The sequence below is a fragment of the Streptomyces sp. NBC_01198 genome (assembly GCF_036010485.1).
Lineage (GTDB): Bacteria > Actinomycetota > Actinomycetes > Streptomycetales > Streptomycetaceae > Actinacidiphila.
This window is the reverse complement of sequence record NZ_CP108568.1, coordinates 1,808,513-1,832,734: the sequence shown is the minus strand read 5'-3', so window position 1 is coordinate 1,832,734 and position 24,222 is coordinate 1,808,513. Positions and strand designations below refer to the sequence as shown.

Annotated in this window: 20 protein-coding genes; 8 read left to right on the top strand and 12 right to left on the bottom strand. The window is 73.2% G+C overall.

Annotated elements, in window-relative coordinates:
* Positions 1–147: 147 nt before the first annotated feature.
* Complete coding sequence (locus OG702_RS08285; RefSeq protein ID WP_327288206.1) at positions 148–288, bottom strand: hypothetical protein; 141 nt, start codon at positions 286–288, stop codon at positions 148–150.
* A gap of 73 nt (positions 289–361) precedes the next feature.
* Positions 362–667 carry a ricin-type beta-trefoil lectin domain protein gene (locus tag OG702_RS08280; protein WP_327293135.1) on the bottom strand — a complete coding sequence of 102 codons (306 nt, stop codon included), beginning with the start codon at positions 665–667 and terminating at the stop codon, positions 362–364.
* A gap of 589 nt (positions 668–1,256) precedes the next feature.
* Here OG702_RS08280 and rsgA point away from each other — a divergent pair.
* Entirely contained in the window at positions 1,257–2,327 is a 1,071-nt protein-coding gene (rsgA, locus tag OG702_RS08275; RefSeq protein ID WP_327288205.1) for a ribosome small subunit-dependent GTPase A, read from the top strand.
* Between the two features lie 10 nt (positions 2,328–2,337).
* On the opposite strand, the gene OG702_RS08270 is transcribed toward rsgA, so the two are convergent.
* From OG702_RS08270 to OG702_RS08250, 5 genes are all read right to left on the bottom strand, one after another.
* The gene (locus OG702_RS08270) at positions 2,338–2,469 is read right to left on the bottom strand and encodes a hypothetical protein (protein WP_327288204.1); all 132 of its coding nucleotides are present in this window, start codon (positions 2,467–2,469) and stop codon (positions 2,338–2,340) included.
* A 173-nt stretch (positions 2,470–2,642) separates the two neighbouring features.
* On the bottom strand, positions 2,643–3,689 hold the full coding sequence (locus OG702_RS08265) for a LacI family DNA-binding transcriptional regulator (protein ID WP_327288203.1): 1,047 nt from the start codon (positions 3,687–3,689) through the stop codon (positions 2,643–2,645).
* Between the two features lie 153 nt (positions 3,690–3,842).
* The gene (locus OG702_RS08260; RefSeq protein WP_327288202.1) at positions 3,843–4,229 is read right to left on the bottom strand and encodes a PPOX class F420-dependent oxidoreductase; all 387 of its coding nucleotides are present in this window, start codon (positions 4,227–4,229) and stop codon (positions 3,843–3,845) included.
* 87 nt (positions 4,230–4,316) lie between these two features.
* Positions 4,317–5,159 (bottom strand): GH25 family lysozyme, encoded by an 843-nt coding sequence (locus tag OG702_RS08255; RefSeq protein WP_327293134.1) that lies wholly within the window; start codon positions 5,157–5,159, stop codon positions 4,317–4,319.
* A 582-nt stretch (positions 5,160–5,741) separates the two neighbouring features.
* Positions 5,742–6,227, bottom strand: a complete 486-nt coding sequence (locus OG702_RS08250; RefSeq protein ID WP_327288201.1) for a DUF456 domain-containing protein — start codon at positions 6,225–6,227, stop codon at positions 5,742–5,744.
* 1,719 nt (positions 6,228–7,946) lie between these two features.
* Here OG702_RS08250 and OG702_RS08245 point away from each other — a divergent pair.
* Both OG702_RS08245 and OG702_RS08240 read left to right on the top strand, forming a co-directional pair.
* Complete coding sequence (locus OG702_RS08245; protein WP_327288200.1) at positions 7,947–8,846, top strand: protein phosphatase 2C domain-containing protein; 900 nt, start codon at positions 7,947–7,949, stop codon at positions 8,844–8,846.
* A gap of 58 nt (positions 8,847–8,904) precedes the next feature.
* Positions 8,905–10,647 carry a pyruvate dehydrogenase gene (locus OG702_RS08240; protein WP_327288199.1) on the top strand — a complete coding sequence of 581 codons (1,743 nt, stop codon included), beginning with the start codon at positions 8,905–8,907 and terminating at the stop codon, positions 10,645–10,647.
* A 65-nt stretch (positions 10,648–10,712) separates the two neighbouring features.
* Here the strand turns inward: OG702_RS08240 and OG702_RS08235 are convergent, their stop codons facing one another.
* Positions 10,713–13,541 (bottom strand): hypothetical protein, encoded by a 2,829-nt coding sequence (locus OG702_RS08235; protein ID WP_327288198.1) that lies wholly within the window; start codon positions 13,539–13,541, stop codon positions 10,713–10,715.
* Between the two features lie 349 nt (positions 13,542–13,890).
* Between OG702_RS08235 and OG702_RS08230 the strand changes: the two genes are divergently transcribed.
* Positions 13,891–14,274 (top strand): ATP-binding protein, encoded by a 384-nt coding sequence (locus OG702_RS08230; RefSeq protein ID WP_327288197.1) that lies wholly within the window; start codon positions 13,891–13,893, stop codon positions 14,272–14,274.
* Positions 14,275–14,399: 125 nt separating this feature from the next.
* Here OG702_RS08230 and OG702_RS08225 read toward each other — a convergent pair whose 3' ends face one another.
* Together OG702_RS08225 and OG702_RS08220 are read right to left on the bottom strand one after the other, a co-directional pair.
* The gene (locus OG702_RS08225) at positions 14,400–15,476 is read right to left on the bottom strand and encodes a DUF2637 domain-containing protein (protein WP_327288196.1); all 1,077 of its coding nucleotides are present in this window, start codon (positions 15,474–15,476) and stop codon (positions 14,400–14,402) included.
* Between the two features lie 177 nt (positions 15,477–15,653).
* Positions 15,654–16,472, bottom strand: a complete 819-nt coding sequence (locus OG702_RS08220) for a (2Fe-2S)-binding protein (RefSeq protein WP_327288195.1) — start codon at positions 16,470–16,472, stop codon at positions 15,654–15,656.
* A 156-nt stretch (positions 16,473–16,628) separates the two neighbouring features.
* Between OG702_RS08220 and OG702_RS08215 the strand changes: the two genes are divergently transcribed.
* Positions 16,629–17,300 (top strand): GntR family transcriptional regulator, encoded by a 672-nt coding sequence (locus OG702_RS08215; RefSeq protein ID WP_327288194.1) that lies wholly within the window; start codon positions 16,629–16,631, stop codon positions 17,298–17,300.
* A gap of 221 nt (positions 17,301–17,521) precedes the next feature.
* Here the strand turns inward: OG702_RS08215 and OG702_RS08210 are convergent, their stop codons facing one another.
* Both OG702_RS08210 and OG702_RS08205 read right to left on the bottom strand, forming a co-directional pair.
* Positions 17,522–18,274 (bottom strand): hypothetical protein, encoded by a 753-nt coding sequence (locus OG702_RS08210; RefSeq protein ID WP_442814339.1) that lies wholly within the window; start codon positions 18,272–18,274, stop codon positions 17,522–17,524.
* A 237-nt stretch (positions 18,275–18,511) separates the two neighbouring features.
* Positions 18,512–20,173: a PucR family transcriptional regulator gene (locus OG702_RS08205; RefSeq protein WP_327293132.1), complete on the bottom strand. Its 1,662-nt coding sequence runs from the start codon at positions 20,171–20,173 to the stop codon at positions 18,512–18,514.
* A gap of 263 nt (positions 20,174–20,436) precedes the next feature.
* Here OG702_RS08205 and OG702_RS08200 point away from each other — a divergent pair, with 263 nt between their 5' ends.
* From OG702_RS08200 to pucD, 3 genes are read left to right on the top strand one after another with little or no spacing between them, the layout of a single operon-like run.
* Positions 20,437–21,324 (top strand): FAD binding domain-containing protein, encoded by an 888-nt coding sequence (locus OG702_RS08200; protein WP_327288193.1) that lies wholly within the window; start codon positions 20,437–20,439, stop codon positions 21,322–21,324.
* The gene (locus OG702_RS08195; RefSeq protein WP_327288192.1) at positions 21,315–21,791 is read left to right on the top strand and encodes a (2Fe-2S)-binding protein; all 477 of its coding nucleotides are present in this window, start codon (positions 21,315–21,317) and stop codon (positions 21,789–21,791) included. The genes OG702_RS08200 and OG702_RS08195 overlap by 10 nt, the downstream gene beginning before the upstream one ends.
* A 1-nt stretch (position 21,792) precedes the next feature.
* A complete protein-coding gene (gene pucD / locus OG702_RS08190; RefSeq protein WP_327288191.1) occupies positions 21,793–24,174 on the top strand; it encodes a xanthine dehydrogenase subunit D in 2,382 nt (793 codons plus the stop codon).
* The last annotated feature ends 48 nt before the right edge of the window (positions 24,175–24,222 follow it).

Sequence of the window (24,222 nt, the reverse complement as noted above, 5' to 3'; positions counted from 1 at the left end):
GTACCTCTTGACGAAGCGGGAGAGCGCTCTCCTGCGGGAGTCTCTTGCAAGGCCTGATCAGTGTCAATGGCTGCGCCCGGCCCTGGCCGCCCGGGCAGGGGAGGCGCCGGCTGCCGGCGCCGGCGCGGCCGGTGGACCCGCGGTAGTTCACGGGTCCACCGGCCGCGGGCTGCCGGCGGCGGGGCTCGGTGCGGCCTGTGCGCTGATGGTGCCCGGGATCAGCAGCAGCAGGGCGAGCAGCGCGACCGCCGCCCGTGCGGCCCATCTTCTGAGCGTGTGTGTGTTCATCGTCGGTGCACTCCTGGTGGGGGGTTGGCAGGTGTGGCTCGGGCAGGGTCCTGGGGGGGGTGTCACCCAGGGGTCACGAGGGGAGGTTCCAGCGCTGCGCGTTGCTGCCGGTGCCGTCGCATCCCCACAGTTGGACGAGGGTCTTGTTGGCGGTGCCGCTGAAGGAGACGTCCACGCACCTGCCGAGGATCTGCAGGCTTCCGTCGGCGCCCACGGTGACCTGCTGCGCGGCGCTGTTGTTGCAGGTCCAGGACTGGTCACCCCCGGCATCGGCGGCGGCACCGGCGGCACCCCCGGCGGCGCCGGGCCGGTCGTGTCGGCCAACGGCGGCAAGTGCCTGGACGACAACGGCTCGACGGCGAACGGCAACAAGATCCAGATCTGGACGTGCAACAACTCCGCCGCCCAGCAGGTCACCGTCGCCGGCGACGGAACCCCTTCAGGTTCTCGGCAAGTGCGTGGAGGCCACCGGGAGCGGCGGCACCGCCAACGGCACCCTGATCGAACTGTGGGACTGCGACACCGGCAACAACCAGCGATGGACGGTGCCCGGTACGTAAGTCCCGCCGACGGGGCTCGCCGGACGTCCGGCGAGCCCCGTCCACGACGAAGGCGGCCAGGGGCCGCGTCTGCGGGGGCGGCGTCCTGGGGGAGGCGTCGTGAGGCGGCGTCTGCGGAGGCGGCGGAAAAACAGGTGGCGGTTACGGACGGGGCGGGCTATCGTCCCAGGTGTTCGCTGCGGAGCCGTCAGGGCTGCCGCGCCGGCCGTTGAGTTGACCAGGGAGGTGTGACCGATGGCTGTCAATGCACTGGGCCGTGCCCGTATCCAGCAGATCGTGCCATGCATTCCCGTGGTCTCCGGCTGACCTCTTCCTTCCTGCCGCGCGCCGGGCGCGCGGTGCCGGGGCCACCCGTTCGAAGGGTTCCCCTTGTCTTTCTCTTTTCGTGACCCGTCCTCGCATGCGCTCGTGCCCCACGGGTGGGACGACGTGTGGGAGACGGAGTTCGCGCCGTACGCCGAGCAGGGTCTGGTGGCCGGGCGGGTGGTGCGGGTGGACCGCGCCATGTGCGACCTGTTCACCGCCGACGGCCCGGTCCGGGCGGACACCTCGCTGGTGACGCCGCACGACCCGATGCGCGTGGTGTGCACCGGGGACTGGGCCGCCGTCGACCCGGGCGGCGACCCCCGCCTGGTCCGTACGCTGCTGCCGCGGCGCACCGCCTTCGTCCGCTCCACCTCCTCCAAGCGCTCCGAGGGCCAGGTGCTGGCCGCCAACGTCGACCACGCGGTGATCTGCGTGTCGCTCGCGGCCGAACTCGACCTCGGGCGGCTCGAACGCTTCCTGTCGCTGGCCTGGGAGAGCGGCGCCATCCCGCTGGTGGTGCTCACCAAGGCCGACACGCTCGACGACAGCACGCATCTGCTGGCCGACGCCGAGGCCGCGGCGCCCGGTGTGCGGGTGCTGGTGGTCAGCGCGGCCACCGGCGCCGGGATCGACACCCTGACCGACGTGCTGACCGGCGGCACCGCGGTGCTGCTCGGCCAGTCGGGCGCCGGCAAGTCCACCTTGACCAACGCCCTGTTGGGCCGCGAGGTCCAGGAGGTGCAGACCATCAGGGACGCCGACGGCAAGGGCCGGCACACCACCACCACCCGCGACCTGCTGGCACTTCCCGGCGGCGGGGTGCTCATCGACACCCCGGGGCTGCGCGGTGTCGGGCTGTGGGACGCCCAGGCCGGGCTCGGCCAGGTCTTCGCCGAGATCGAGCAACTGGCCGCGGACTGCCGCTTCCAGGACTGCTCGCACCAGGCGGAACCCGGATGCGCGGTGCTGGCCGCACTCGCCGACGGCACCCTGCAGCACCGCAGGCTCGACAGCTACCGCAAGCTGCTGCGCGAGAACGCCTGGATCGCCTCGCGCACCGACCAGCGGCTGCGCGCCGACCTGCGGCGCGAGTGGAAGCAGCGGTCGGCGGCAGGCCGCGAGATGTACCAGCGAAAGCGGGGCGGGGGTGGTGGTCACCGCAGGACGGTCTGACCTCCGGCTGTCACCCGGCGCCGCCGCCACGCCCGTGGCGGCGGCGCACCGCGATCGGGCTGCCGGCGCTCCAGAACGACCCGATGACGCCGACCACCACCAGTGCGACGATCACGATCCCGAGGATCACGGAGTAGGCCATTGCGGTCCTCCTCGTTCCCGGTGCGGTCTTCACCGCACTCTCACGTTCGCTGCCTGACCGTGACCTTCCCGTTGCCCGACCTTCCCAACCCACAGGTCGGCGAACCGGCTTCGCCGGCCGGTGGTCGAACGGCCGTACGGCTCAGCGCCGATGGCGCCGGCGTGCGCCCCGGATCACGCCGACGCGCGTACCACCAGTTGGGTGGGGGTCACGATCGGGGCCAGCGCGGGCGCCACGCCGGGGACGGCGGACGGACCGAGGGCGCGCAGCAGCAGCCGCGCCATCATCCGGCCCATCTCCTCGATGTCCTGCCGGATCGTGGTCAGCGGCGGGTCGGTCCACTCGGCGACCGAGACGATGTCGTCGAAGCCGATCACCGCCACGTCCTCAGGCACTCGCCGCCCGCGCTGCCGCAGCACCCGCAGCGCGCCGGACGCCATCACGTCGGAGGCGGCGAAGACCGCGTCGAGGTCGGGAGAGTGCTGCAGCAGCTGCTCCATCGCCCGCGAACCGCCGTCCGGTGTGAAGTCGCCCTCCGCGATCAGCCGCGGGTCGATGTCCGGCAGCACGTCGCGGAAGCCGTCCAGCCGGTCGATGGACGCGGTCTGGTCCAGCGGGCCCGCGATGTGCCCGATGCGCCGGCGGCCCAGCTTCAGCAGATGGTTGACGGCATCCCGCGCGCCGCCGCGGTTGTCGCAGTCCACGTAGAGCGTGGTCGGCCCCGACTCGGCGTCCGACCAGCCGGGCCGGCCCCCTATCACGGTCGCCACCCCCGCCTTGCGGGCCATCAGCGGCAGCGAGTCGTCGTCGTGCAGCGAGAAGATCAGTGCGCCGTCCACGTGGCCGCCGGCCAGATAGCGGCCGACCCGCTCGTAGTCGGCGGCGCCCTCGGTGAGCAGCAGCACCAACTGGTTGTCGTGCGCGGTCAGTTCCTTGCTGATGCCGCGTACCTGCTGGGCGAAGAAGGGGTCGGCGAAGAACCGCGTCTCGGGCTCGGCCACCACGACGGCGACCGCGCCGTTTCGCCGGGTGACCAGCGTGCGGGCCGCCTGGTTGGGTACGTACCCCAGCTCGTCGACGGCCGCGCGCACCCGCTCGACCAGCGGTGCCCGTACGCCTTCGCTCCCGTTGACCACCCGTGACGCCGTCGCCCGTGACACCCCGGCCCGCGCCGCGACTTCCTCGAGAGTGGGGCGGGCCGCGAACGTCGGGTCGGACACGGGGAGGGCTCCTTCGCGCACGGATAACAAAAAGTTCCGGGATCGGCACGCACAGCGTAACGGGTCACCCGGCGTCGCGTGAGAGCGCTCTCTTATTTCATAGCGTGAGCTTTACCCCGCGGGAGGCCGCCCCGCGGGGCACGACGGATCATCTCAGGCGTCCAGGCCCCAGCTGTAGATGGCGTAGGGCGTGATCCTGATCAGTTCGGGGCTGAAGTGCGCGCCGAGGTCGTGCGGGCCGACGATCTGCTCGGCGGTGCCGCGGATCTCCACCCCGCGGACCTTCCACGGCCGCAGGCTCGCGATGTCGTCCACGACCAGCGAGACGTGCGCGTTGGCTGCGATGTTGCGCCACTTCTTGGTGGTGCCCATGGCGTAGCCGGAGATGTCGATCGTGCTGTCGGGGCGCAGGAAGAAACCGACCGGGTTGGCCTGCGGCCGGCCCTTCGCGTCCACCGTCGCCAGCCGGCCCAGGCGCTGGTCGTGGAGGTAGGCCAGCTCGGTGTCGTCCAGTTGCGTCCGTGCGGAAGTTTTCGTCATGGGGTCAAGACTCACACGCCGGGAAGACCGCTTCATCGGACCTGCGGCCCAGGCGGGTCCTAGGTCGCAGGTCCGAGTGGATGCGGGTCAGGGGGTGTTGTTGGCCAGTGCCAGCAGGCGGGTGCTGTCCGCGCTGAACCGGTCGCGGTCCACGGCGCCGGAGACGCCGCTCACCGATCCGGAGTCGCTGTACTGCCAGAAGGTCCAGAACGGGAAGCCGCTCGGGATGGTCGGGCTGGCTGCGCTGGTCCAGTGCGCGACGTTCAGCGGGCTCCTGGCGGACATGCCGCCCCAGCCGCCGGTGCACGAGTTCCACCAGCTCGCGCTGGTGTAGAGGACGACGTCACGGCCGGTCCTTGACTTGTAGGTGTTGTAGAAGTCCAGGATCCACGACTGCATCGAGGCCGCCGACTTGCCGTAGCAGCCGCCTTCCAGGTCCAGCATCCCGGGCAGTGTCAGATTGTCCGCGGACCAGGCGCCGCCGTTGCTCGCGAAGTAGTTGGCCTGCGCCGCGCCGGTCGACAGGTCGGGGCGCGCGAAGTGGTAGGCACCGCGGATCACCCGGGCGTTGTAGGCGTTGAGGTAGTCCGCGTTGAAGGTCGGGTCCTTGTAGTTGGTGCTCTCGGTGGCCTTGATGTACGCGAACTGGATGCCGGCCGACTTCACCGACGTCCAGTTGATCGTGCCCTGGTAGTGCGAGACGTCGATGCCCGCCGGGTAGGAGGCGTTCGGCGCCATGATGCCGGGGGCGTCGAGCCTGAGCTGCCGGCTGTCGGGGGCGGGAGCCTTGCTGTCCTGGGTGTAGCCGACACCCATGTAGCCGCCGCCGAGCGGGATGTGGCTGCCGGACGGCAGCGACTGGGCGCCTGCGGTGCCCGCCGACATCGTCGCGGCGAGCGCCGTGCTCGCGGCGAGGACTCCGGCCACCATCAGTTTCCGCTGCACGGCCCGGGTGTTGCGGATTCGGGAGAACAAGGCTTTCCTCCTGGCGCGTTGGGGGGTGGTGCGGGGGGTGTGCCTGGTGCGGGGTCGTGCTGTGCCCGGCCGGGGGCGGCCGGGGTCCGGTGGTGCCCTGACCCGTCCTGACCCGTCCTGCCGCGTGCGGCCGGCGGGTCTACTCGCGTAGCGCGCGAGCGGTCACCGACTGCCCCGCCGGTGCGGGGTGCCGGGGTGCTCGGGGGTCCGCGCGTCCTCGCGCGGGGGAAGTGCGGGGTGGTGCGACAGCGTCGTGGTGCGGTGCGGTGCGGTGCGGTGCTGCGCACGATGGTGCTGTGTGGTGCGGTGCGCACGATGTGCTTGATGTGAACGCGCCATGAGTGACGCATGAACTTCCCCTTGGCGTAAAGGGGTTGAGGAGAACCACTGTGGTCCAGACCAGTTTGGAAGCCGTGGAGCTGGGGTGACGGCGCCGGGCCGGCGGAATTTTCAGCGGCCTGAAAGTCGCCGGCCCGCGCTCGGGTCCCGGCTGCCGGGCTGCCGTGACGGTCGCGGGTTCCGGTCGCGGCTCCGGACTCAGCTCACGACGGTCGCGACCAGCCAGGTGCCGACGACGAGCAGGCACGCCAGCTGCTCGACGAGGACCGATCCGCCGACCGTACGCATCACCCGCCTGGTCGACGTCCAGGCGGAGCGGTGGCCGCCGCCGAGGCGGACCCGTTCGGTGACGTAGATGCTGCCGACGAAGCCGAGGACGGCGCCGACCACCGGCACCAGGAAGAAGCCCGCGACGGCGACCGCCCCGGCGTCGATCACCGTGCGCCAGCCGACGCCCGAGTCGCGGATACGGCGTGGCGGCAGCCGCCAGACCAGGACCTGGGCGACCGCAAGGAGGCCGGTGGCACCGGCCAGTACGCCCCAGGTGAGGGCGGTGTGCACGGACGTCGCCCACCACAGGACGGCGGCCCAGCACAGCAGGGTTCCCGGTACGCCGGGGACCGGCACGCCGATGAGGCCTAGCAGCATCACCGCGCCGATCAGGATCGACTGTGCGGTCCCCATGGGTCCCACCCTGCCGGATTCCGGTGGCCCTCGCCCGTCCGGGCGGTCCGGACGGCGGGCGGAGGTGCGGGTGTGGCGGGTGCGGTGGCAGGCGGCGCGGCGTTTCCACGTTTCCCGGCGGCCCGGGCGGTGGACAATAAGGGCATGAGCCAGCAGGGGGAGTCGCGCGAGGGCCAAGAGGACGACTGGTGGCGGCAGTTGTACGACGAGGAGGCGGCCGCCGGGCCTGGTCCCGCCGCGCCGGAGTCGGTCGACGCGCACTTCGACTCGGCGCTCACCGCGATGTCGCCGCCGCCTCCGGCGCCCCCGGCCGCGGACACGCTGCGGCTGCGCCGCCCGACCGCCCCGGCCCCGCCCGCCTCCTGGCCCCGCCCGACCCGCACGCCCCCGCCGCCGGCGCCCGGCCCGGATCGGGGGCCGGCCGCGCCGCCTGAGCCGTATTCGCCGGCCGCGCCGCCTGGGGCGCCCGCGTCGCTTGCGCCGCCTGAGCCGTCCGCGCCGTCCGCGCCGTCCGCCCCGTCCGCGCCGGATGTCTCGGCCGAGGATCCGCCGGTGGCCAGTCCGCAGCTGGCCAGTCCGCCGGTGGCCGGGTCGTCGCCGTCCGGCGCCGAGCCGGACGCGCCCACGGCCGTCCCGCAGGACCGCGAGCCGTCCCCCGGACCGGCGCCGGATTCCGCCGCGAGGCCTCAGGACGCGGAGCCGCTGCCGGAGGCGGCGCCGCCCGCGCCCCCCGGGACCCGTGAAGAGAGCCCGGCGGCACCCGCCCCGGACCCCGCCCCCGAGCCCCCGCCGTGGGACGCGTGGTCGGCGCGGCCGATGTTCCCGACCCCGGAGGCCGAGGAGGACGACGCCCCGGAGGCGGGTGCGGCACGCCCGTGGGACGCCTGGTCGGCGCGGCCTGCCCACCCCGAGCAGGCCGAATCCGCCGCCGACCGCGACGCCCCGGCGCCGTCCCGCCCGTGGGGCGACGCACCGCCCGCCCCCGCGGTGCCCTGGGCACCCGCCACGCCACCGCCTGCCGCGGACCGCCGTCCGCCCGGCTGGCCCGCCCCGCGGTTCCCCGCCCAGCCGGACCCCCGCACGACCGCCGAGGACCCGGGCGTGACCCTGCGCCCCGCCGAGCCCTGGACCTCCCCGCCACCCCAGCCCCCGACCCCGCCGAAAGACCCCCAGGCCCCGACCCCGCCGCCGACCCCCGAGGGCTTCCCGCAGGCACCCCCGCACGAGAACGCCCCGGCGGAGCCGCCCGGCGCCCCGCCCGAGCCTTCCGCGAGCGCCCCGGACCTTCCGCCGTTTCCGCGTCCCGCGGTGGGCGAGCCTGACGCCGGAGGCGTTGCGCAGCCCGCGCCCGGCGGCCGCCCATACGACGGCCCGCCTGGGAGTCCCGGGAGCACTCCCGTCCCTCCGCCCTTCCCGCGTCCCGTGCCTAGCGACCCCGGCGCCGGGGTCGCGCAGCCCGCGCCTGGTGCTGACGGGGGTGGGTCCGTCGAGTTGTACGGGCGTGGTTCCGGGTTGCCGCTGGCTCCGCGGGCCGGGGCGGGTGATGGTGCTCAGCCGGCGGCCGGGACGTACGGCGGGCAAGGCGGCGGGAGCGGCTCGGCGGGGGCTCGGCCCGTGCCGCGCCCGCTTCCTCCGATGCCGCCCGCGCGGCTCGACGATGCGGGTGGGGCGCCCCGGGGCGGGGACGTCTGGGGGGAGACCGCGTTCGGGGAAGGCGGGGTGCGGTGGGCGCCTGAGCTGCCGCCCGGGTGGGTCGCCGCGACGGGGGAGCGTGAGCCGGAGGCGGAGGTCGTGGGGGGCGGGCCGCCGACCTACGCGGCGGAGCCGACTGCCTGGCCCGAGGCGGATCCCGACGGTCTTGACGGGCTGATGGCCGACACCGTGCTCGACGGGGCCCAGTACGGCAGCCTGACCCTGCGTACGGTCAGCGTGCGCGGGGATTCCGCGCGCTACCGCGGGCAGCCGCGCAGGGACGCGCTGATCACCGCCCGCTTCGGCACCGGGGACGACGCGCTGCTGCTGGTCGCGATGGCCAGCGGCGCCCGGGCCGCAGACGACGCGCACCGGGCCGCGCAGGACGCGGTGCGGTGGATCGCCGGGGCCGTCGGCCGCAGCAGGGACCGGCTGTCCCAGGACATGCGCGCGGCCCGGCGCGGCTCGCTGAAGTCCGGGCTGCACCGGCTGACGGACCGCTGCTACGGGCGGCTGCGCGCCCGGGGTGAGGACCTGGGTCTGGACGAGGGCACGTACACGGCGTCGCTGCGCTGCCTGCTGCTGCCCGCGGACCCGGCGTGCCCGATCCGGCTGTTCTTCGGGGTCGGCGACGGCGGGCTGTTCCGTATCAGGTCGGGTGCCTGGCAGGACCTCGACCAGGCACTGGACGAGACCGCCGCCCCGTTCCGGTTCCGCGCGACGGTCGCCCAGCCGGGTGACGCGCTGGTGATGTGCAGTGCCGGCCTGGCGGAGCCGCTGCGCGGCGAACCCGCGCTGGGCGCCCATCTGGCCGAACGCTGGGGCGGCGGCCGGGTGCCGGGCCTGGCGGCGTATCTGGCCGACACCCAGACCCGGGTCAAGGGCTACGCCGACGACCGCACGGCGGTGACGGTCTGGGACGCCTGACCGCCGGGCGGCGGTTCGCGCGGATGCGCCCGCACGGTGACCGTGGCGAGATGGGTACATGGCGAAGCAGACCGTGGCCGAGCAGTTCATCGACATCCTGGTGCGCGCGGGCGTGCAGCGGCTCTACGGGGTGGTGGGCGACAGCCTGAACCCGGTGGTGGACGCCGTCCGCCGCAGCCACTCCATCGAGTGGGTGCACGTCAGGCACGAGGAGACGGCGGCCTTCGCCGCGGGCGCCGAGGCGCAGCTGACCGGGCGGCTCGCCGCCTGCGCCGGTTCCTGCGGGCCGGGCAACCTGCACCTGATCAACGGCCTTTTCGACGCGCACCGCTCGATGGCCCCGGTGCTCGCGCTCGCCTCGCACATCCCCAGCAGCGAGATCGGCACCAGCTACTTCCAGGAGACGCACCCTGACCGGCTGTTCGCCGAGTGCAGCCACTACAGCGAGCTGATCTCCAACGCCCAGCAGATGCCGCGGGTGCTGCAGACCGCGATCCAGCACGCGGTGGGCCGCGGCGGGGTGTCGGTGATCAGCCTGCCGGGCGACATCGCCGCGCACCCGGCGCCGCAGCGCAGCATCGAGCACGCGCTGGTCACCCGGCGCCCGACGGTCCGCCCCGGCGACACGGAGATCGACGAGCTGGCCCGGATGGTGGACAGCGCCGACCGGGTCACCCTCTTCTGCGGCAGCGGCACGGCCGGTGCGCACGACGAGGTGATGGCCTTCGCGGAACGGGTCAAGTCCCCGGTGGGGCACGCCCTGCGGGGCAAGGAGTGGATCCAGTTCGACAACCCCTACGACGTCGGCATGAGCGGACTGCTCGGCTACGGGGCCGCGTACGAGGCGATGCACGAGTGCGACCTGCTGCTGCTGCTCGGCACCGACTTCCCCTACAACGCCTTCCTGCCCGACGACGTGACCATCGTCCAGGTCGACGTGCGGCCGGAACACCTGGGCCGGCGCTCGAAGCTGGACCTCGCGGTGTGGGGCGACGTGGGCGAGACGCTGCGCTGCCTGGCCCCGCGGGTGCGGGAGAAGACCGACCGGCGCTTCCTCGACCGGATGCTGAAGAAGCACAGTGACGCGCTGGAGGGCGTGGTCAAGGCCTACACCCGCAACGTCGGCAAGCACCTGCCGATCCACCCGGAGTACGTGGCCTCGGTCCTGGACGAGGAAGCCGCTGACGACGCGGTCTTCACCGTCGACACCGGGATGTGCAACGTGTGGGCGGCCCGCTACCTGACGCCCAACGGCAAGCGCCGGGTGATCGGTTCCTTCTCCCACGGCTCGATGGCCAACGCGCTCCCGCAGGCGATCGGCGCGCAGTTCCTCGACCGGCGCCGGCAGGTGGTGTCGATGTCGGGCGACGGCGGATTCGCCATGCTCATGGGCGACTTCCTCACGCTGGTGCAGTACGACCTGCCAGTGAAGGTGGTGCTGTTCAACAACTCCTCGCTCGGCATGGTCGAGCTGGAGATGATGGTCGAGGGGCTGCCCGCCTACGGCACCACCAACCACAACCCGGACTTCGCGGCGGTGGCCCGCGCCGCGGGCGCCTACGGGGTGCGGGTGGAGAAGCCCAAGGAGCTGCGCTCCGCGCTCAAGGACGCCTTCCGGCACAAGGGCCCCGCGCTGGTGGACGTGGTCACCGACCCGCACGCGCTGTCCCTCCCGCCGAAGATCACCGGCGAGCAGATCGGCGGTTTCGCGCTGTCGGTCGGCAAGGTGGTGCTGGACGGCGGCGTCGGCAAGATGGTGCAGATGGCCCGCGCCAACCTGCGCAACGTGCCGCGCCCGTAGGGTCGTATCCGGGCGCGGCACGTGACGTACGTCTCTTCGGAGGTCTGCTGCCGGTCAGTTGCTGGTCAGCTGCTGATCAGGTCGAACTCCTCCCAGGGTCCGACCGAGGTGCGGTTGGCGATCAGCGCGGAGGCGCCGGCGTTCTCCGCGGTCACGTAGTTGCTGTTGATCCGCGCCCTGAGGCTGACGCTGCCGTCGCCGTTGCGGACCAGCTGGAACTGCTCCCAGGTGCCGACCGCGTCGACCTTGGCCAGCAGTGGCGCGGCACCGGCGTTGTCGGCGGTGACGTACTTGTTGTTGGCGTGCGCGAGCAGCGCGATGTAGCCGCCGCCCTGGTCGATCTCGTCGAACTGCTCCCAGGGCCCGATCGAGGTGCGGTTGGCGATCAGCGGTGCCGCGCCCGCGTTGTCCGCGGTCACGTAGTCGCCGTTGGCGTGCGCCCGCAGCGAGATCACGGTGCCGCTGCCGGGGTTGGTGCTGCCGCCGCCGTCAAGTCCGATCTGGACGTTGCCCAGGTGCCGGGCGGCGGTCGCCGGCGAGCCGCCGACCTGCGCGTAGGGCAGCGAGGTGGTCGGCGAGGCGGTCCGCTGCACCAGGTAGGACTGCCCGGAGGAGACCGGGACGTTGATGGTGCCCGCGGTGGTGGAGGCCACCACGACCGCGCCCGACGAGCCGTTCACGACCTGGATCTGCTGACCGGGCCAGGGGTTGCGCACGCGCATGGTCTGCGACGACCCGGCCTGGATGGCGACCGTGACCGGGGTGCCGCCCTGCACCTGCACATCGACCTTGGTGTTGCCCTGCACCGAGACCGTGCCGCTGACGTCCCAGCCGGACGGCCAGGCCGGCGCGATCCGCAGCAGCCCGTCGTAGTCCTGCACCAGGGCCTCGTTCAGCGCCGTGGCGACGCCGGACATCTGCTCGATGTAGCCCTGGGTGCCGACGCTGTTGCCGAGGTCGGCCAGGCCGTTGATGTAGACCTGGTGGCTCTGGGTGATGGACACCAGCCTGGCCGCGACCTCGCTGGCCAGGCCCAGCCTGGCCGCGTCGATCGCGTCCATGCTCCAGTCGTTGCCGCCGGTCACCGCCCGGTGGTTGTACGAGCGGACGGCCAGGTCCTTGAGCGACCCCGGGTCGTCGGTGATCAGGTTGTACGGCCAGACCGGCTCCAGGTCGATGTTCTCGCTGTTCCTGATCTGCGCGGTCGGCTGGTAGGAGTAGGCGATGATGTCGTTGTTCGACGAGTCCGCCGACGGAGGCAGCACCTGGGTGCGGCCGTAGTCGGTACGCGCCCACGGCGGTATCTGGCCCTGGGCGGTGGTCAGCTGCGAGATCAGCGAGCTGTCACCGGTGTTCAGCAGCTGGGCCGCCTTGATCACCGCGGGGAAGAGCGCCGCGTCGGCCGCGAGGTCCGTGGTCGGGTCCTGCACCGCCCACTGCGTCTCGTGCGCGTTGGCGACCGCGTGCAGCTTCCCGTCGGAGCCGACCTTCTGGTAGGCGAGCAGGAAGACCGCGGACTCCTTCATCAGCGGGTAGTACGTGCGCAGGAAGTTCAGGTCACCGGTGTCCTGGTACTGCTGCCACACGTAGAGGCTGATCTCCGCGCCGGAGGTGATGTCCAGCGCGTTCCAGTTGGGGCTGCCCGGCTGGCTGCAGGCCGCGTTGGCGCCCGGGTTGGGGTCGCCGCCGTTGCCGTTGAAACGCATCACCTCGGGCACGCAGGCGCCCGGCAGGCCGCCCATCTGCTGCTTGGTCCAGGTCTCGATGGCCGCCAGGTTGTTCTGGTAGAGGTTGAAGATCGGGATGTTGAGCGCGAAGTTGCCCGACGACATGTTCGCCGAGATCTGGGTGCGCAGATTCCACAGCCAGGTCGCGGACGGCGTCCAGTTCTGGTGGTCCTGGCCGAAGTTGAACATGTCGGCGACGCCGGCCTGGCTGCCCGGGATGGTGCCGCGCATCGAGGCGGCCTCCATGAACAGGTAGATGGTGCGCAGCGTCTCCATGTACTGCGCCTGGCCGTCGGAGGAGTTGGCCTCCAGGAGGCCGGTGTTCGCCCAGTAGTTGGACCACCAGGACTGCTGGGAGCCCAGCAGCGAGGACTCCGCCACGGTCGCGTCCGAGCCGAGCAGGCTGGACGCGGTGCTGCCGGCGTTGCCGCCGGTCCAGGTCGGTGCGCCGACGATCACCCGGTAGGAGCCGTCGGTGTTCGGGGTGAAGTTGACCTTCACCTGGGTGCTGTTGACCACCTGGGCGGAGACGTTGCGGCCGCCGGCGGACAGCGCCGCGAGCGAGCCGAAGGTGCGGCCCGAGCTGCCGGCCTCCTGGTTGTCCACCCAGGTCTCGGCGAGCGTGCCGATCGAACCCGAGGCGGCGGCCTGCGGGTTGCGGCCCGACCACAGGCTGACCGTCGCGGACTGGGCCGTGTTGGGGTCGGCGCCGGTGACGTCGACGACCAGCTCGTCCTTGGTGGCCGACACCCACGCCTTGGCCGACATGCCGCCGCCGGTCTCGGTGAGCACCCCGGTGTAGAGGTCCAGGGTGCCCTTGAAGTCCGAGGCGCCGGTGAGCCGGGACAGGCCCGGAATCTGCACCTGGCCCGGCGACTTGCGGCCCGGCAGGGTGTCGGACCGGTTGAGCTGTGCGGTGAAGCCGCCGGCGGCCCAGGCGGCCACCCCGAGCGAGCCGTTGCCGAGCGGCAGCGACTGGGCGGCCTGGCTGTTGGGCGACCCGAGCACGATGTCGGAACGGCGGACCACGTTGGGGGTGTCGACGTGGTAACTGCCGTTCTGCCACGCCGTGGTCGGGGTCGCCGCGGTGGCGGTCGGCGCGACGGCGGGTACGAGGAGACCGGCCGCGAGCAGCGCGGTCACTCCCAGGGCGGATGGTCGGATCATTCGGCGTCGGCCGAAAGTGTGGGGCTTTCGGTTCACGGGTGGTTCCTCCCGAGGCAACAGGACTTGTGGCACAGGCGCAACATCCGAGAAACACAGGGGGATGAATGGGCCACACAGTGGCGGCAGGGGAGGGCTCTGTCAAGGCTTCGCGACGTTATACATCGGACCTCTCAACGCCCAACTGTCGAGCGGCAGTTCGCTCCCGTTCGGCGGCGCAGCCTCTCCGCGGCGGCCGGGACCGGGCGAAGGACTGGACCGCGCACCGATGGGCATGCCTTACGACGGGGAATCGGTCCGGACCAGATCGGGGGAGCCCACGGACAGCACGGGGAATCACTTACGGTACGCGGTGCGGCGCGCCGATCTGCGCGCTGTCGCCGACACCCGCAGACGCCTTCGGGACCAGTTGCGGCTCTGGGGTGTGCCGGCGCTCGCCGACACCGCCGAACTGCTCGCCACCGAGATCGTCACCAACGCGCTCCAGCACACCGGCGGCGGCGCCGTCCTCACCGCGACCCTCTCGCCGGGACCCGCGAAGCGGCTGCGGGTCGAGGTGCACGACTCGCTCGGCAGGCGCCCACCGCGGCGCCCGCCCGGCGGGGTACGCCCCGCCGACGACGCCACCTCGGGCCGCGGACTGCTGCTCGTCGAGGCACTCGCCGACACCTGGGGCATCCAGGCGAGCGGTGCGGGCAAGACCGTCTGGTTCGAACTGGGCTCCGCAGCCGCCTGAACCGCACCTGCGCGGCCGCGACCGCGCCACTGCCGGCGGCGGTCGGCACCGCCGAGACGCAGCGAGCCGCGTACGGGCGACCCTGCCCGTACGCGGCTCCGCGCAGCCCTGACCGGAAGCGGTGGTCAGCCGAACTGCCGCTCCATCTCCTCCAGTTTGCGCTCCAGCGAGTCGAGCCTGGGCAGCGTCATGGTGTCGTCCTCGGCCGTCAGGTCGATGGTGAAGGCCGTCGCAGCCGTCGCGGGCTCCGCCGCCTCGTCGCGCGCCGGCTGCAGAGCGGGCCGGGAGCGTACCGGCAGCTCCGCCGACGGGAGGTCCGCGCCGGCACCTATGGCAGGCTCCGATACGGCCTGACCGCCGCCTGCCGCGCCGGACGCGGGCAGCTCCACCTGCCGGCCGCCCTTGGGGCCGCGCGGCCAGGGCCTGTTCTGCCGGTTCAGTGCCTTGATCTTGGCCCGCTCCAGGCGCTCGTGGTCGCGCTGCCGCAGCTCGTTGTGCTCGCGCTGCCGCTTGTCCTCGCGGACCTCCTCGACCGCCTCGTCCAGCGACCGCACGCCTTCGAGCAGCATCAGCGACCAGGCCGCGAAGGTCTCCCGCGGTGCCCGCAGCCAGCGCACCATCCGGATCTGCGGCAGCGGGCGGGGCACCAGGCCCTGCTCGCGCAGCGCCGCCCGGCGGGTCTGCTTCAGCGCCCGGTCGAAGAGCACCGCGGCCGACAGCGACATGCCGGCGAAGAACTGCGGCGCGCCCGCGTGGTCCACCCCGCGCGGCGCGTGCACCCAGTTGAACCACGCCGCCGCACCCGCGAACAGCCACACCAGCATGCGCGAACCGAGCGCCGCGTCACCGTGGCTGGCCTCCCGGACCGCCAGCACCGAGCAGAACATCGCCGCCCCGTCCAGGCCGAACGGCACCAGGTACTCCCAGCCGCCGGTGAGGTTCAGATTCTCCCGGCCGAAGCCGACCAGTCCGTGGAAGGACAGTGCGGCGGCCACCGCGGCACAGCAGAAGAGCAGCACGTACGACGCGCTGCCGTAGATCGCCTCCTTGCGGCGGCGGCGCTCCTCGCTGCGCTCCCACGAGTCGCCCGGCGCGCTCTCGGTGGCGCGCGTACGTCGGCTGCGGAACACGACGGCACAGGCCGCGAGCACGACCAGGCCGACGATGCCCGAGAGCACCCAGTCCAGCGAAATGTCTCTCATGTGCGTTTCCTAGTGTCGCTTCCGTCGCGCTCGGGCCGCGGGACGGCTTACGACCGACATCTTTGCGAAGAGCGCGGGTGAGTGCAGACGTTATGGCACAAGAGTCCCGTCACGGGGGACGTTGGTCGAACTCGCGTGCCAGAACAGCTGAGTTGAGCGAAAGCGTAGCGTGATCGATCAGGCGACCGACGCGCGGTGCCGGATTCGGTCCGATTCGATCCCGCGCGGGCAGGACGCACAGGTCCGGTCGGGGCTGACGGTGTAGAACAGGCAGCACGTCAGCCGGTCGCGCGTGCACCCGCTCTCTGGTGCGTCCCGCGGGTCCCCGGCCCGCTCGGCGCCGCGGAACTGGGCGCCGCCGGCGTACGGCACGGTGCCGCCGGGCAGCAGCGCGCTCAGGTCGGCCACCGCCCGCTCCTCACGGCCCATCAGGCGCCCGACGTACCACAGGCCTTCGGCGATCTCGTCGGTCGCCATGCCCCACAGGGCCCGCGGCCCGCGCCGCAGGAAGGGCCGGAACGCGTCGAGCACCGGCGTCAGATGCTCGGCCAGCGCCGACCGCAGCTCGTCGCGCAGCGCCGCCTCGGTCGGCAGCACCCGGGCGCCGGGCAGCACGGCCGCCGGGTCGTCCGGCAGGCAGCCGAAGGAGCGGGTGCGTACGGTCATCCGGCCGGACGCGCGGTGGAAGGACACGTCCGCCACCGGCAGCCGCGGCACCCGGCGGTGCAGGAACCACGGCACCGTGAAGAGCAGGCAGGCCGGCCAGGCGTAGCGGTGCAGCGCGAGCGCCGCCGCCACGTCGGGCCGCGGCGGGCGGCCGTACTCCCGGGTGATCTGCTCGGCGTCCCGCCCGGCGAAGGCGTCGAGGAACGCCCCGCCCGCCGCGAGCTCCGCGGACGCGGTCCAGCCCGCGTCCGACCGCGGCGCGCCCTCGGTCACCCGCAGGCCGGGGTAGACGGCCGCGAGGCGTGCGTAGGCGGGGCTGGTCACGGGCATGCGGGAACCGTCCAGACGGGGCCGGGGATCACCGGGGGAGGTAAGCCTTACCTTAACGGGTGGCGGCGGGGTCTAAGCTCACCGCAGTACGCCGAGCGGGTGACATCGCCGGCCCGCAATGACCTCCGACCGTGGTGAGAGCAGGTGCAGCAGCCGATGGACCCCGTCGCGTCCGCGCACCCCGGATGGGCGCCGCTGCCCGCGCCGCGCCGGATGCCGGAACGGCTGTCGGTACGCGACCAGGTCCTGGGCGAGCTGCGGGACGCGCTGCTCGCCGGGGAACTGCCCCCGGGCTCCGTCCACTCAGGACCGGCACTCGCCGCGCGCTACGGCGTGTCCGCCACGCCCGTGCGCGAGGCGATGCAGCTGCTGGCCAGGGAGGGCGCGGTGGAGGTGCTGCCGAACCGGGGCTTCCGGGTGGTCTGCCGCACCGACCGCGACCTCGCTCAGATCGCCGAGGTGCGGATGCTGGTGGAGGTGCCGGTGGTGCTCGAACTGGCCCGTACGGTGCCGGCCTCGCGGTGGGAGGAGCTGCGGCCGCTCGCGGACGCCGCGCTTGCCGCTGCCGCGGCGGGGGAGCGGGCCGGATACGCGGAGGCCGACCGGGCCTTCCACCGAGCGCTGCTCGGGCTTGCGGGGAACCCCCACATGGTCGCTGTCGCGGACGACCTGCACCGCCGCGCTCAGTGGCCTTCTGCCGGGCCTGGGCCGGCCCGGCGGCCCGCTCTCCTCGCCCACGCGGCGCAACACGCGGCCCTCCTCGCCGCCCTCGCCGCGGGTGCCTCCCCGGAGGCCGTCCTCCGCGCCCACCTGGCCGCCTGCCCATAGCGGTGACCCGCGGCCCGGGGGTGGGTGCCACTTGTTGTGACGTCGCCGTCTCTCCTGCCGTGGGGGCTCTGGTCGTGCAGCTCCCCGCGCCCCTGAGGGGTTGCCGCTTGCGGTGGCCGCTACCTTTCCCGCCGTCGTGGCTGGTCGCGCAGTTTCTCGCGCCCCCTGAAAAACGGTCACCCTCTCCGCGGAGGTCAACCGCCCAGGGGCGCGGGCCGGGGTCAGGGGGAGGGGAAGGCGGGGGCCAGCCAGGCGGGGATGGCGCCGAGGAGGGTGTAGAGGCGGGCGGCCTCGGTCCGGAGGGCGGCGGCCTCGTCGTCGGGGGAGACGTCCGCCAGCGCGAGGAGGGCGGGGGCCGTGCCGACCAGGTGGCCCAGGGAGACCCGCAGCCGGAGGGACTCCGCAAAACCGTGCCTGGCCTCCGCGAGGTCGCCGTCGGCCGCGGCCAGCCCGGCCAGGTGCCGCCACGTGAACGACGTGAGGAAGGCGTTGCCGTGCGCCACCGCACCCGCGTGGGCGCGCCGGTACGCGGCCCGCGCGGCCGCCGGATTCGCCGCGATGTTCTGGGCGACGAGCCCGCGCCGGAAGTCCAGCAGGGGCCGCCCGGGCGAGCCCGGGGACAGCAGTGCGGCGCTGCGGCCGAAGGCCGACCGCGCCTCGTCGGCCCGGTCACGGACCGAGTGCAGCGTCGCCCCGTAGGCGAGGAAGCCGCGTTCGGAGGCCGCGGCCCCGCGCTCCTCGTCGGTGCCGGCCAGCGCCTCGGCCACCCGCAGCGCGTCCTCGGCCTCGGCCCACCCGTCGAGCTGGTAGAAGGCGCCCTCGATGAGGATCTCCGCCCGCCGCAGCGCGGCTCCCGGGTCGTCGCCGCAGTACGGCGCGAGCATCGCCGCGGCTTCCGCCCAGCAGCCGCGTGCCCGCAGCCGCCAGACGTCCGGTAGTGCGACCACAGATTCCGACAGGGCGGTTTCCGCCACAGCTTCTCCCCCAAGCGCGTCGTCGAGCCAGTGCGAAGTGCGTGCCGTGCAGGTTCGTGCCGTTCAGATGCGTGCCGTTCAGATGCGTGCCGTGCAGGTGCGGACGAGCGGTCCTCACGGGCCGTTATCGGGTGCGGATGTCCGGCAGTTGTCCGCGTGCCTGCCGGTGGCGGAAGTTCAACATGCGCCGGGGCCTCCCGCCAAGAGGCGGGAGATCACATCTTGTGAACGGGATCACTAACTCATCCGCAGTGCCAGGAAGAAGTCCAGCTTGTCCTCGAGCCGGGCCAGGTCACGGCCGGTCAGCTGCTCGATCCTGGTGATCCGGTACCGCAGGGTGTTCACGTGCAGGTGCAGCCGACTCGCGCACCGGGTCCAGGAGCCGTCGCAGTCGAGGAAGGCTTCGAGGGTCGGGATGAGTTCCGAGCGGTGCCTGCGGTCGTAGGCGCGCAGCGGATCGAGCAGCCGGGCGGTGAACGCGCGGCGGACGTCGTCGGGCACGAAGGGCAGCAGCAGGACGTGCGAGGCCAGTTCCTCGTGGCCCGCCACGCACACCCGGCCCGGCCGCGCGGCGGCCACCCGGCGGGCGTGCCTGGCCTCCTCCAGCGCGCCCCGCAGGCCTTCGGGCGAGTGAACGGCGGCGCTGACTCCGACGGTGAGCCGGCCGTCCTCGCCCAGGCCGCCGGCCAGCGGCCCGCGCAGCAGCCCCAGCAGCGCCTCGGCGTGCAGCGGCTCGGGCGCGGCGCCGGTCATACCGCCCCCCGGGCCGCCGCCGGTCAGCGGGACCAGCGCCACCGCCTCGCCCTCGGCCTGGGCGACGGCGATCCGGTCGGCCCCGTCGAACCCCTGGTCGGGCTGGTCGGCAAGCACCTCTTCGAGCAGCGCCCGCGCCGCCGGGTCCGCGGGCAGCTCCGCGCCGGCCCAGTCGACCTTGGCGATCACGACCTGCCAGTGCGGCTCGCCGCCGGCGCCCGGTACGAGCACCGGCGCCGCGGCCCGCAGCCTGGCCCCGATCTCGGCGGCCGCCGCGCCCTCCCTGACCAGGTCGAAGACCTCGCCGGCCAGCCGCCGCCTGACCGCGCGGGCGGCGTCCCGCCGGTCCCGCTCGACGGCGATGAGCTGGGTGACGCCCTGCAGCAGGTCGAGCCGTTCCGCCGGCCATTCCCCGGCGTCGGCCTCGACGGCCAGGAACCAGTCGGACAGCACCCGGGAGCGCACGTCATCGGCGGCGGCGCCCGCGCGTACCGGGAAGAGCGAGTACGTACGCCCCTGCACCGCGACCCGGTACGGGCCGCGGCGGGCGGTGCGGGCCGCGGCCTGCTGCGCCCCGGCCAGTTCGGCGCGGACCGGCACGGGCAGCGGGTGGCCAGCGCCGCCGATCTCCCGGCCGGTGGACGACAGCACCCAGGCCCGCAGGTCCAGGTCGCTGCCGAGCAGGTCGAGCACGGCGTCGGGGCCGCCGCCCGCCGGACCCGACGACATCAGCCGGCGGTGCCGTTCGACGACCGCAGCAAGGTCGCCGGCCCGCTCACCGGAGACCTGCCTGACGACGTATTCGGTGATGGCCGCGAAGGCCACCCGCGCGTCCACCGCGAACAGCGGCAGCCGATGCCGTGCGCAGGCGTCGACCAGGTCGTCGGGGATCGCGCTGAGCTCCGCGTCGCCGGCCGCGAGCGCGGCGACCCCGGCGGCGGCCAGCAGGCGGACGAAGTCGTCGCTGTCGGCGGCGGTGCGCCGCCAGGCCAGGCCGGTCAGCACCAGTTCACCGCCGGACAGGTAGCGGCTGGGGTCGCGCAGGTCGGTGGTCATCACGCCGCGGACCGTGCGGTCGAGTTCCGCTTCGCCGCCGAGCAGCCGCAGGCCGAGAGCTTCGGTGTCGAGGAGCGTGCGCAGCCGCATCGTGGTCGCCTTGTCCTGTCGTGCCATCGCCGGTCGGGCGCCTGCCCGGCGTCCTTCGTGGCCAGTGGGAGACCGTGAGGTGTCCCCGCGGTCTCTTTCAGAGGAATCTACAAGACCTGGCGGTTGGCCAGCCGAGTGCTTCATGTTTTCGGTGACTGCACCCGGACGGCCCACTGGCCGTGTACTGAGGCCACGCAGTGTGTACAGGAGATGAGTGGCCCCGGTCGTACTCCCGCGCCATCGAGATCCCGAGAAGAGACCCCATGGAATTCCTGCGACCCGCCAGCTGGCAGGAGGCGCTCGCCGCGAAGGCGGAGCACCCCTCGGCCGTGCCCATCGCGGGGGGCACCGACGTGATGGTCGAGATCAACTTCGACCACCGCAGGCCCGGACACCTCCTGGACCTCAACCGCGTCGGCGAGCTGGAGGAGTGGGAGACCGGCGCGGACACCGTACGACTGGGCGCCTCGGTCCCCTACTCGCGGATCATGGCCGGGCTGGGCGCGGAACTGCCGGGGCTGGCGCTGGCCAGCCGCACGGTGGCCTCCCCGCAGATCCGCAACCGCGGTGGCGTCGGCGGCAACCTCGGCACCGCCTCGCCGGCCGGCGACGCCCACCCGGCGCTGCTGGCCGGCGGCGGCGCGGTGGAGGCCGAGTCGGTGCGCGGCAGCCGGCTGATCCCGATCGAGGACTTCTACACCGGCGTCAAGCGCAACGCGCTGGCGCCCGACGAGCTGATCAGGGCCGTGCACCTGAAGAAGGCGACGGGGCCGCAGCAGTTCTCCAAGGTCGGTACGCGCAACGCGATGGTGATCGCGGTGTGCGCGTTCGGTCTCGCGCTGCACCCCGACACCCGCACGGTCCGCACCGGTATCGGCTCGGCCGCGCCCACCCCGATCCGGGCCGCCACCGCGGAGGAGTTCCTCACCGCGGCCCTGGACGAGGGCGGCCTGTGGGACAGCGGCAAGCCCGTACCCCCGTCGGTGGCCAAGCAGTTCGCCGACCTGGTGTCCGGGGCCGCCAACCCGATCGACGACGTGCGCGGCACCGCGTCCTACCGGCGGCACGCCCTGGGCGTGCTGGCCCGCAGGACGCTGGGGTGGACGTGGGAGCAGTACCGCAGCGAGAGGGGACACCGGTCATGCGCGTGACCTTCACCGTCAACGGGCGGCAGCAGCAGGCCGATGACGTATGGGAGGGCGAGAGCCTGCTGTACGTGCTGCGGGAGCGGATGGGGCTGCCTGGCTCCAAGAACGCCTGCGAGCAAGGCGAATGCGGGTCGTGCACGGTACGCCTGGACGGGGTGCCGGTGTGCTCGTGCCTGGTCGCCGCCGGGCAGGCGCAGGACCGGCGGGTCGACACCGTCGAGGGACTGGCCGGCGAGGACGGCGAACTGTCGCCGGTCCAGCAGGCGTTCGTGGACGCCGGCGCCGTCCAGTGCGGCTTCTGCACTCCCGGACTGCTGGTCGCGGCCGACGAGTTGCTGGAGAACAACCCGTCGCCCAGCGACGGCGACATCCGCGAGGCGCTGTCCGGCAACCTGTGCCGCTGCACCGGCTACGAGAAGATCCTCGACGCGGTCCGGCTGGCCGCCGCGCGCACCGGACAGGGGGCGTGAGATGGGCATCACCAGGACCCCCACCAGCCTCACCCAGTCCGCCCCCACCCAGGGCGGCATCGGCGAGTCCACGCTGCGGCCGGACGGCATCCTCAAGGTCACCGGCGAGTTCGCCTACTCCTCCGACCTGTGGCACGAGGACATGCTGTGGGGCTACACGCTGCGCAGCACGGTCGCGCACGCCGAAATCGTCTCCGTCGACACCAGCCAGGCGCTGGCCACCCCCGGCGTCCACGCGGTGCTGACCTACGACGACCTGCCGACCGAGGTCAAGCACTACGGCCTGGAGATCCGGGACACCCCGGTGCTCGCGCACGGCAAGGTCCGCCACCACGGCGAGCCGGTCGCACTGGTCGCCGCCGACCACCCGGAGACCGCCCGCAGGGCCGCCGCCAAGATCCGCGTCGAGTACGAGCCGCTGCCCGTCATCACCGACGAGGCGTCGGCGACCGCGCCGGACGCGGTCCTGGTGCACGACGGCCGCGACGACCACCACATCGGCCACGTCCCCCACCCCAACGTCGTGCACCGGCAGCCGATCGTCCGCGGCGACGCGGCCGGGGCGGCCCGGCGCGCGGATGTCGTGGTCAGCGGCGAGTACGTCTTCGGCATGCAGGACCAGGCATTCCTCGGCCCCGAGTCGGGGCTCGCGGTGCCGGCCGAGGACGGCGGCGTCGACCTCTACGTGGCCACCCAGTGGCTGCACTCCGACCTGCGGCAGATCGCCCCGGTGCTCGGGCTGCCGGAGCGGAAGGTCCGGATGACGCTGTCCGGCGTCGGCGGCGCCTTCGGCGGCCGGGAGGACCTGTCGATGCAGATCCACGGCTGCCTGCTGGCGCTGCGCACCGGCAAACCGGTCAAGATCGTCTACAACCGCTTCGAGTCCTTCTTCGGCCACGTCCACCGCCACCCGGCCAGGCTCTGGTACGAGCACGGGGCCACCCGCGACGGCAGGCTGACCCATGTGCGGTGCCGCATCGTGCTGGACGGCGGCGCCTACGCCTCCGCCTCGCCCGCCGTGGTCGGCAACGCCGCCTCGCTGTCGATCGGCCCCTACGTGGTGGACGACGTCGACATCGAGGCGCTGGCCCTCTACACCAACAACCCGCCCTGCGGTGCGATGCGCGGCTTCGGCGCGGTCCAGGCGTGCTTCGCCTACGAGGCGCAGATGGACAAGGTCGCCGCCGAACTGGGCATGGACCCCGTGGAGTTCCGGCAGATCAACGCCATGGAGCAGGGCACGGTCATGCCCACCGGCCAGCCGGTGGACTCGCCCGCCCCGGTCGCGGAGCTGCTGCGCCGGGTCAAGTCCCGCCCGCTGCCGCCGGAACGCCAGTGGGAGACCACCGAGGGCGCCGACGTCCGCGCCCTGCCCGGCGGCCTGTCCAACACCACTCACGGCGAAGGAGTGGTGCGGGGCGTCGGTTACGCGGTCGGCATCAAGAACGTCGGCTTCTCCGAGGGCTTCGACGACTACTCCACCGCCCGGGTGCGGATGCAGGTCATCAACGGCGAGCCGGTCGCGACCGTGCACACCGCGATGGCCGAGGTGGGCCAGGGCGGTGTCACCGTGCACGCGCAGATCGCCCGCAGCGAGCTGGGTGTCACCCAGGTCACCATCCAGCCCGCCGACACCCGGGTCGGGTCCGCCGGTTCCACCTCCGCCTCCCGGCAGACGTACATGACGGGGGGCGCGGTCAAGAACACCTGCGAGGCAGTCCGGGAGAAGGTCTTCGAGCTGGGCCGCAGGAAGTTCGGCACCTACCACCCCGCCTGGGCCACCGCGGAACTGCTGCTGGAGGGCGGCCGGGTGGTCACCGACGGCGGCGAGGCGCTCGCCGACATCGCCGACGTCCTGGAGGACGAGGTGGTCGACCTGGAATTGGAGTTCAGGCACCGGCCCACCCAGGCCTTCGACCTGCGCACCGGCCAGGGCAACGGCCACGTGCAGTACAGCTTCGCCGCCCACCGCGCGGTCGTCGAGGTCGACACGGAGCTGGGCCTGGTCAAGGTGGTCGAACTGGCCTGCGCACAGGACGTCGGCAAGGCCCTCAACCCGCTGTCGGTCGTCGGCCAGATCCAGGGCGGCACCGCGCAGGGCCTCGGAGTGGCGGTGATGGAGGAGATCGTCGTCGACCCGAAGACCGCGCTGGTCCGCAACCCGTCCTTCACCGACTACCTGATCCCCACGATCCTCGACATGCCGACCGTGCCCGTCGACGTGCTCGAACTCGCCGACGTACACGCCCCCTACGGGCTGCGCGGCGTCGGCGAGGCGCCGACCCTGTCGTCCACGCCGGCAGTCCTCGCGGCCATCCGGCAGGCGACCGGCCTGGAGCTGAACAGGACACCGGTCAGGCCCGAGCACCTGACCGGGACGTAGGCCCCTCCGCATCGGGCGACGGTTCGTCCGGCCCGTACCCGCCCGTAC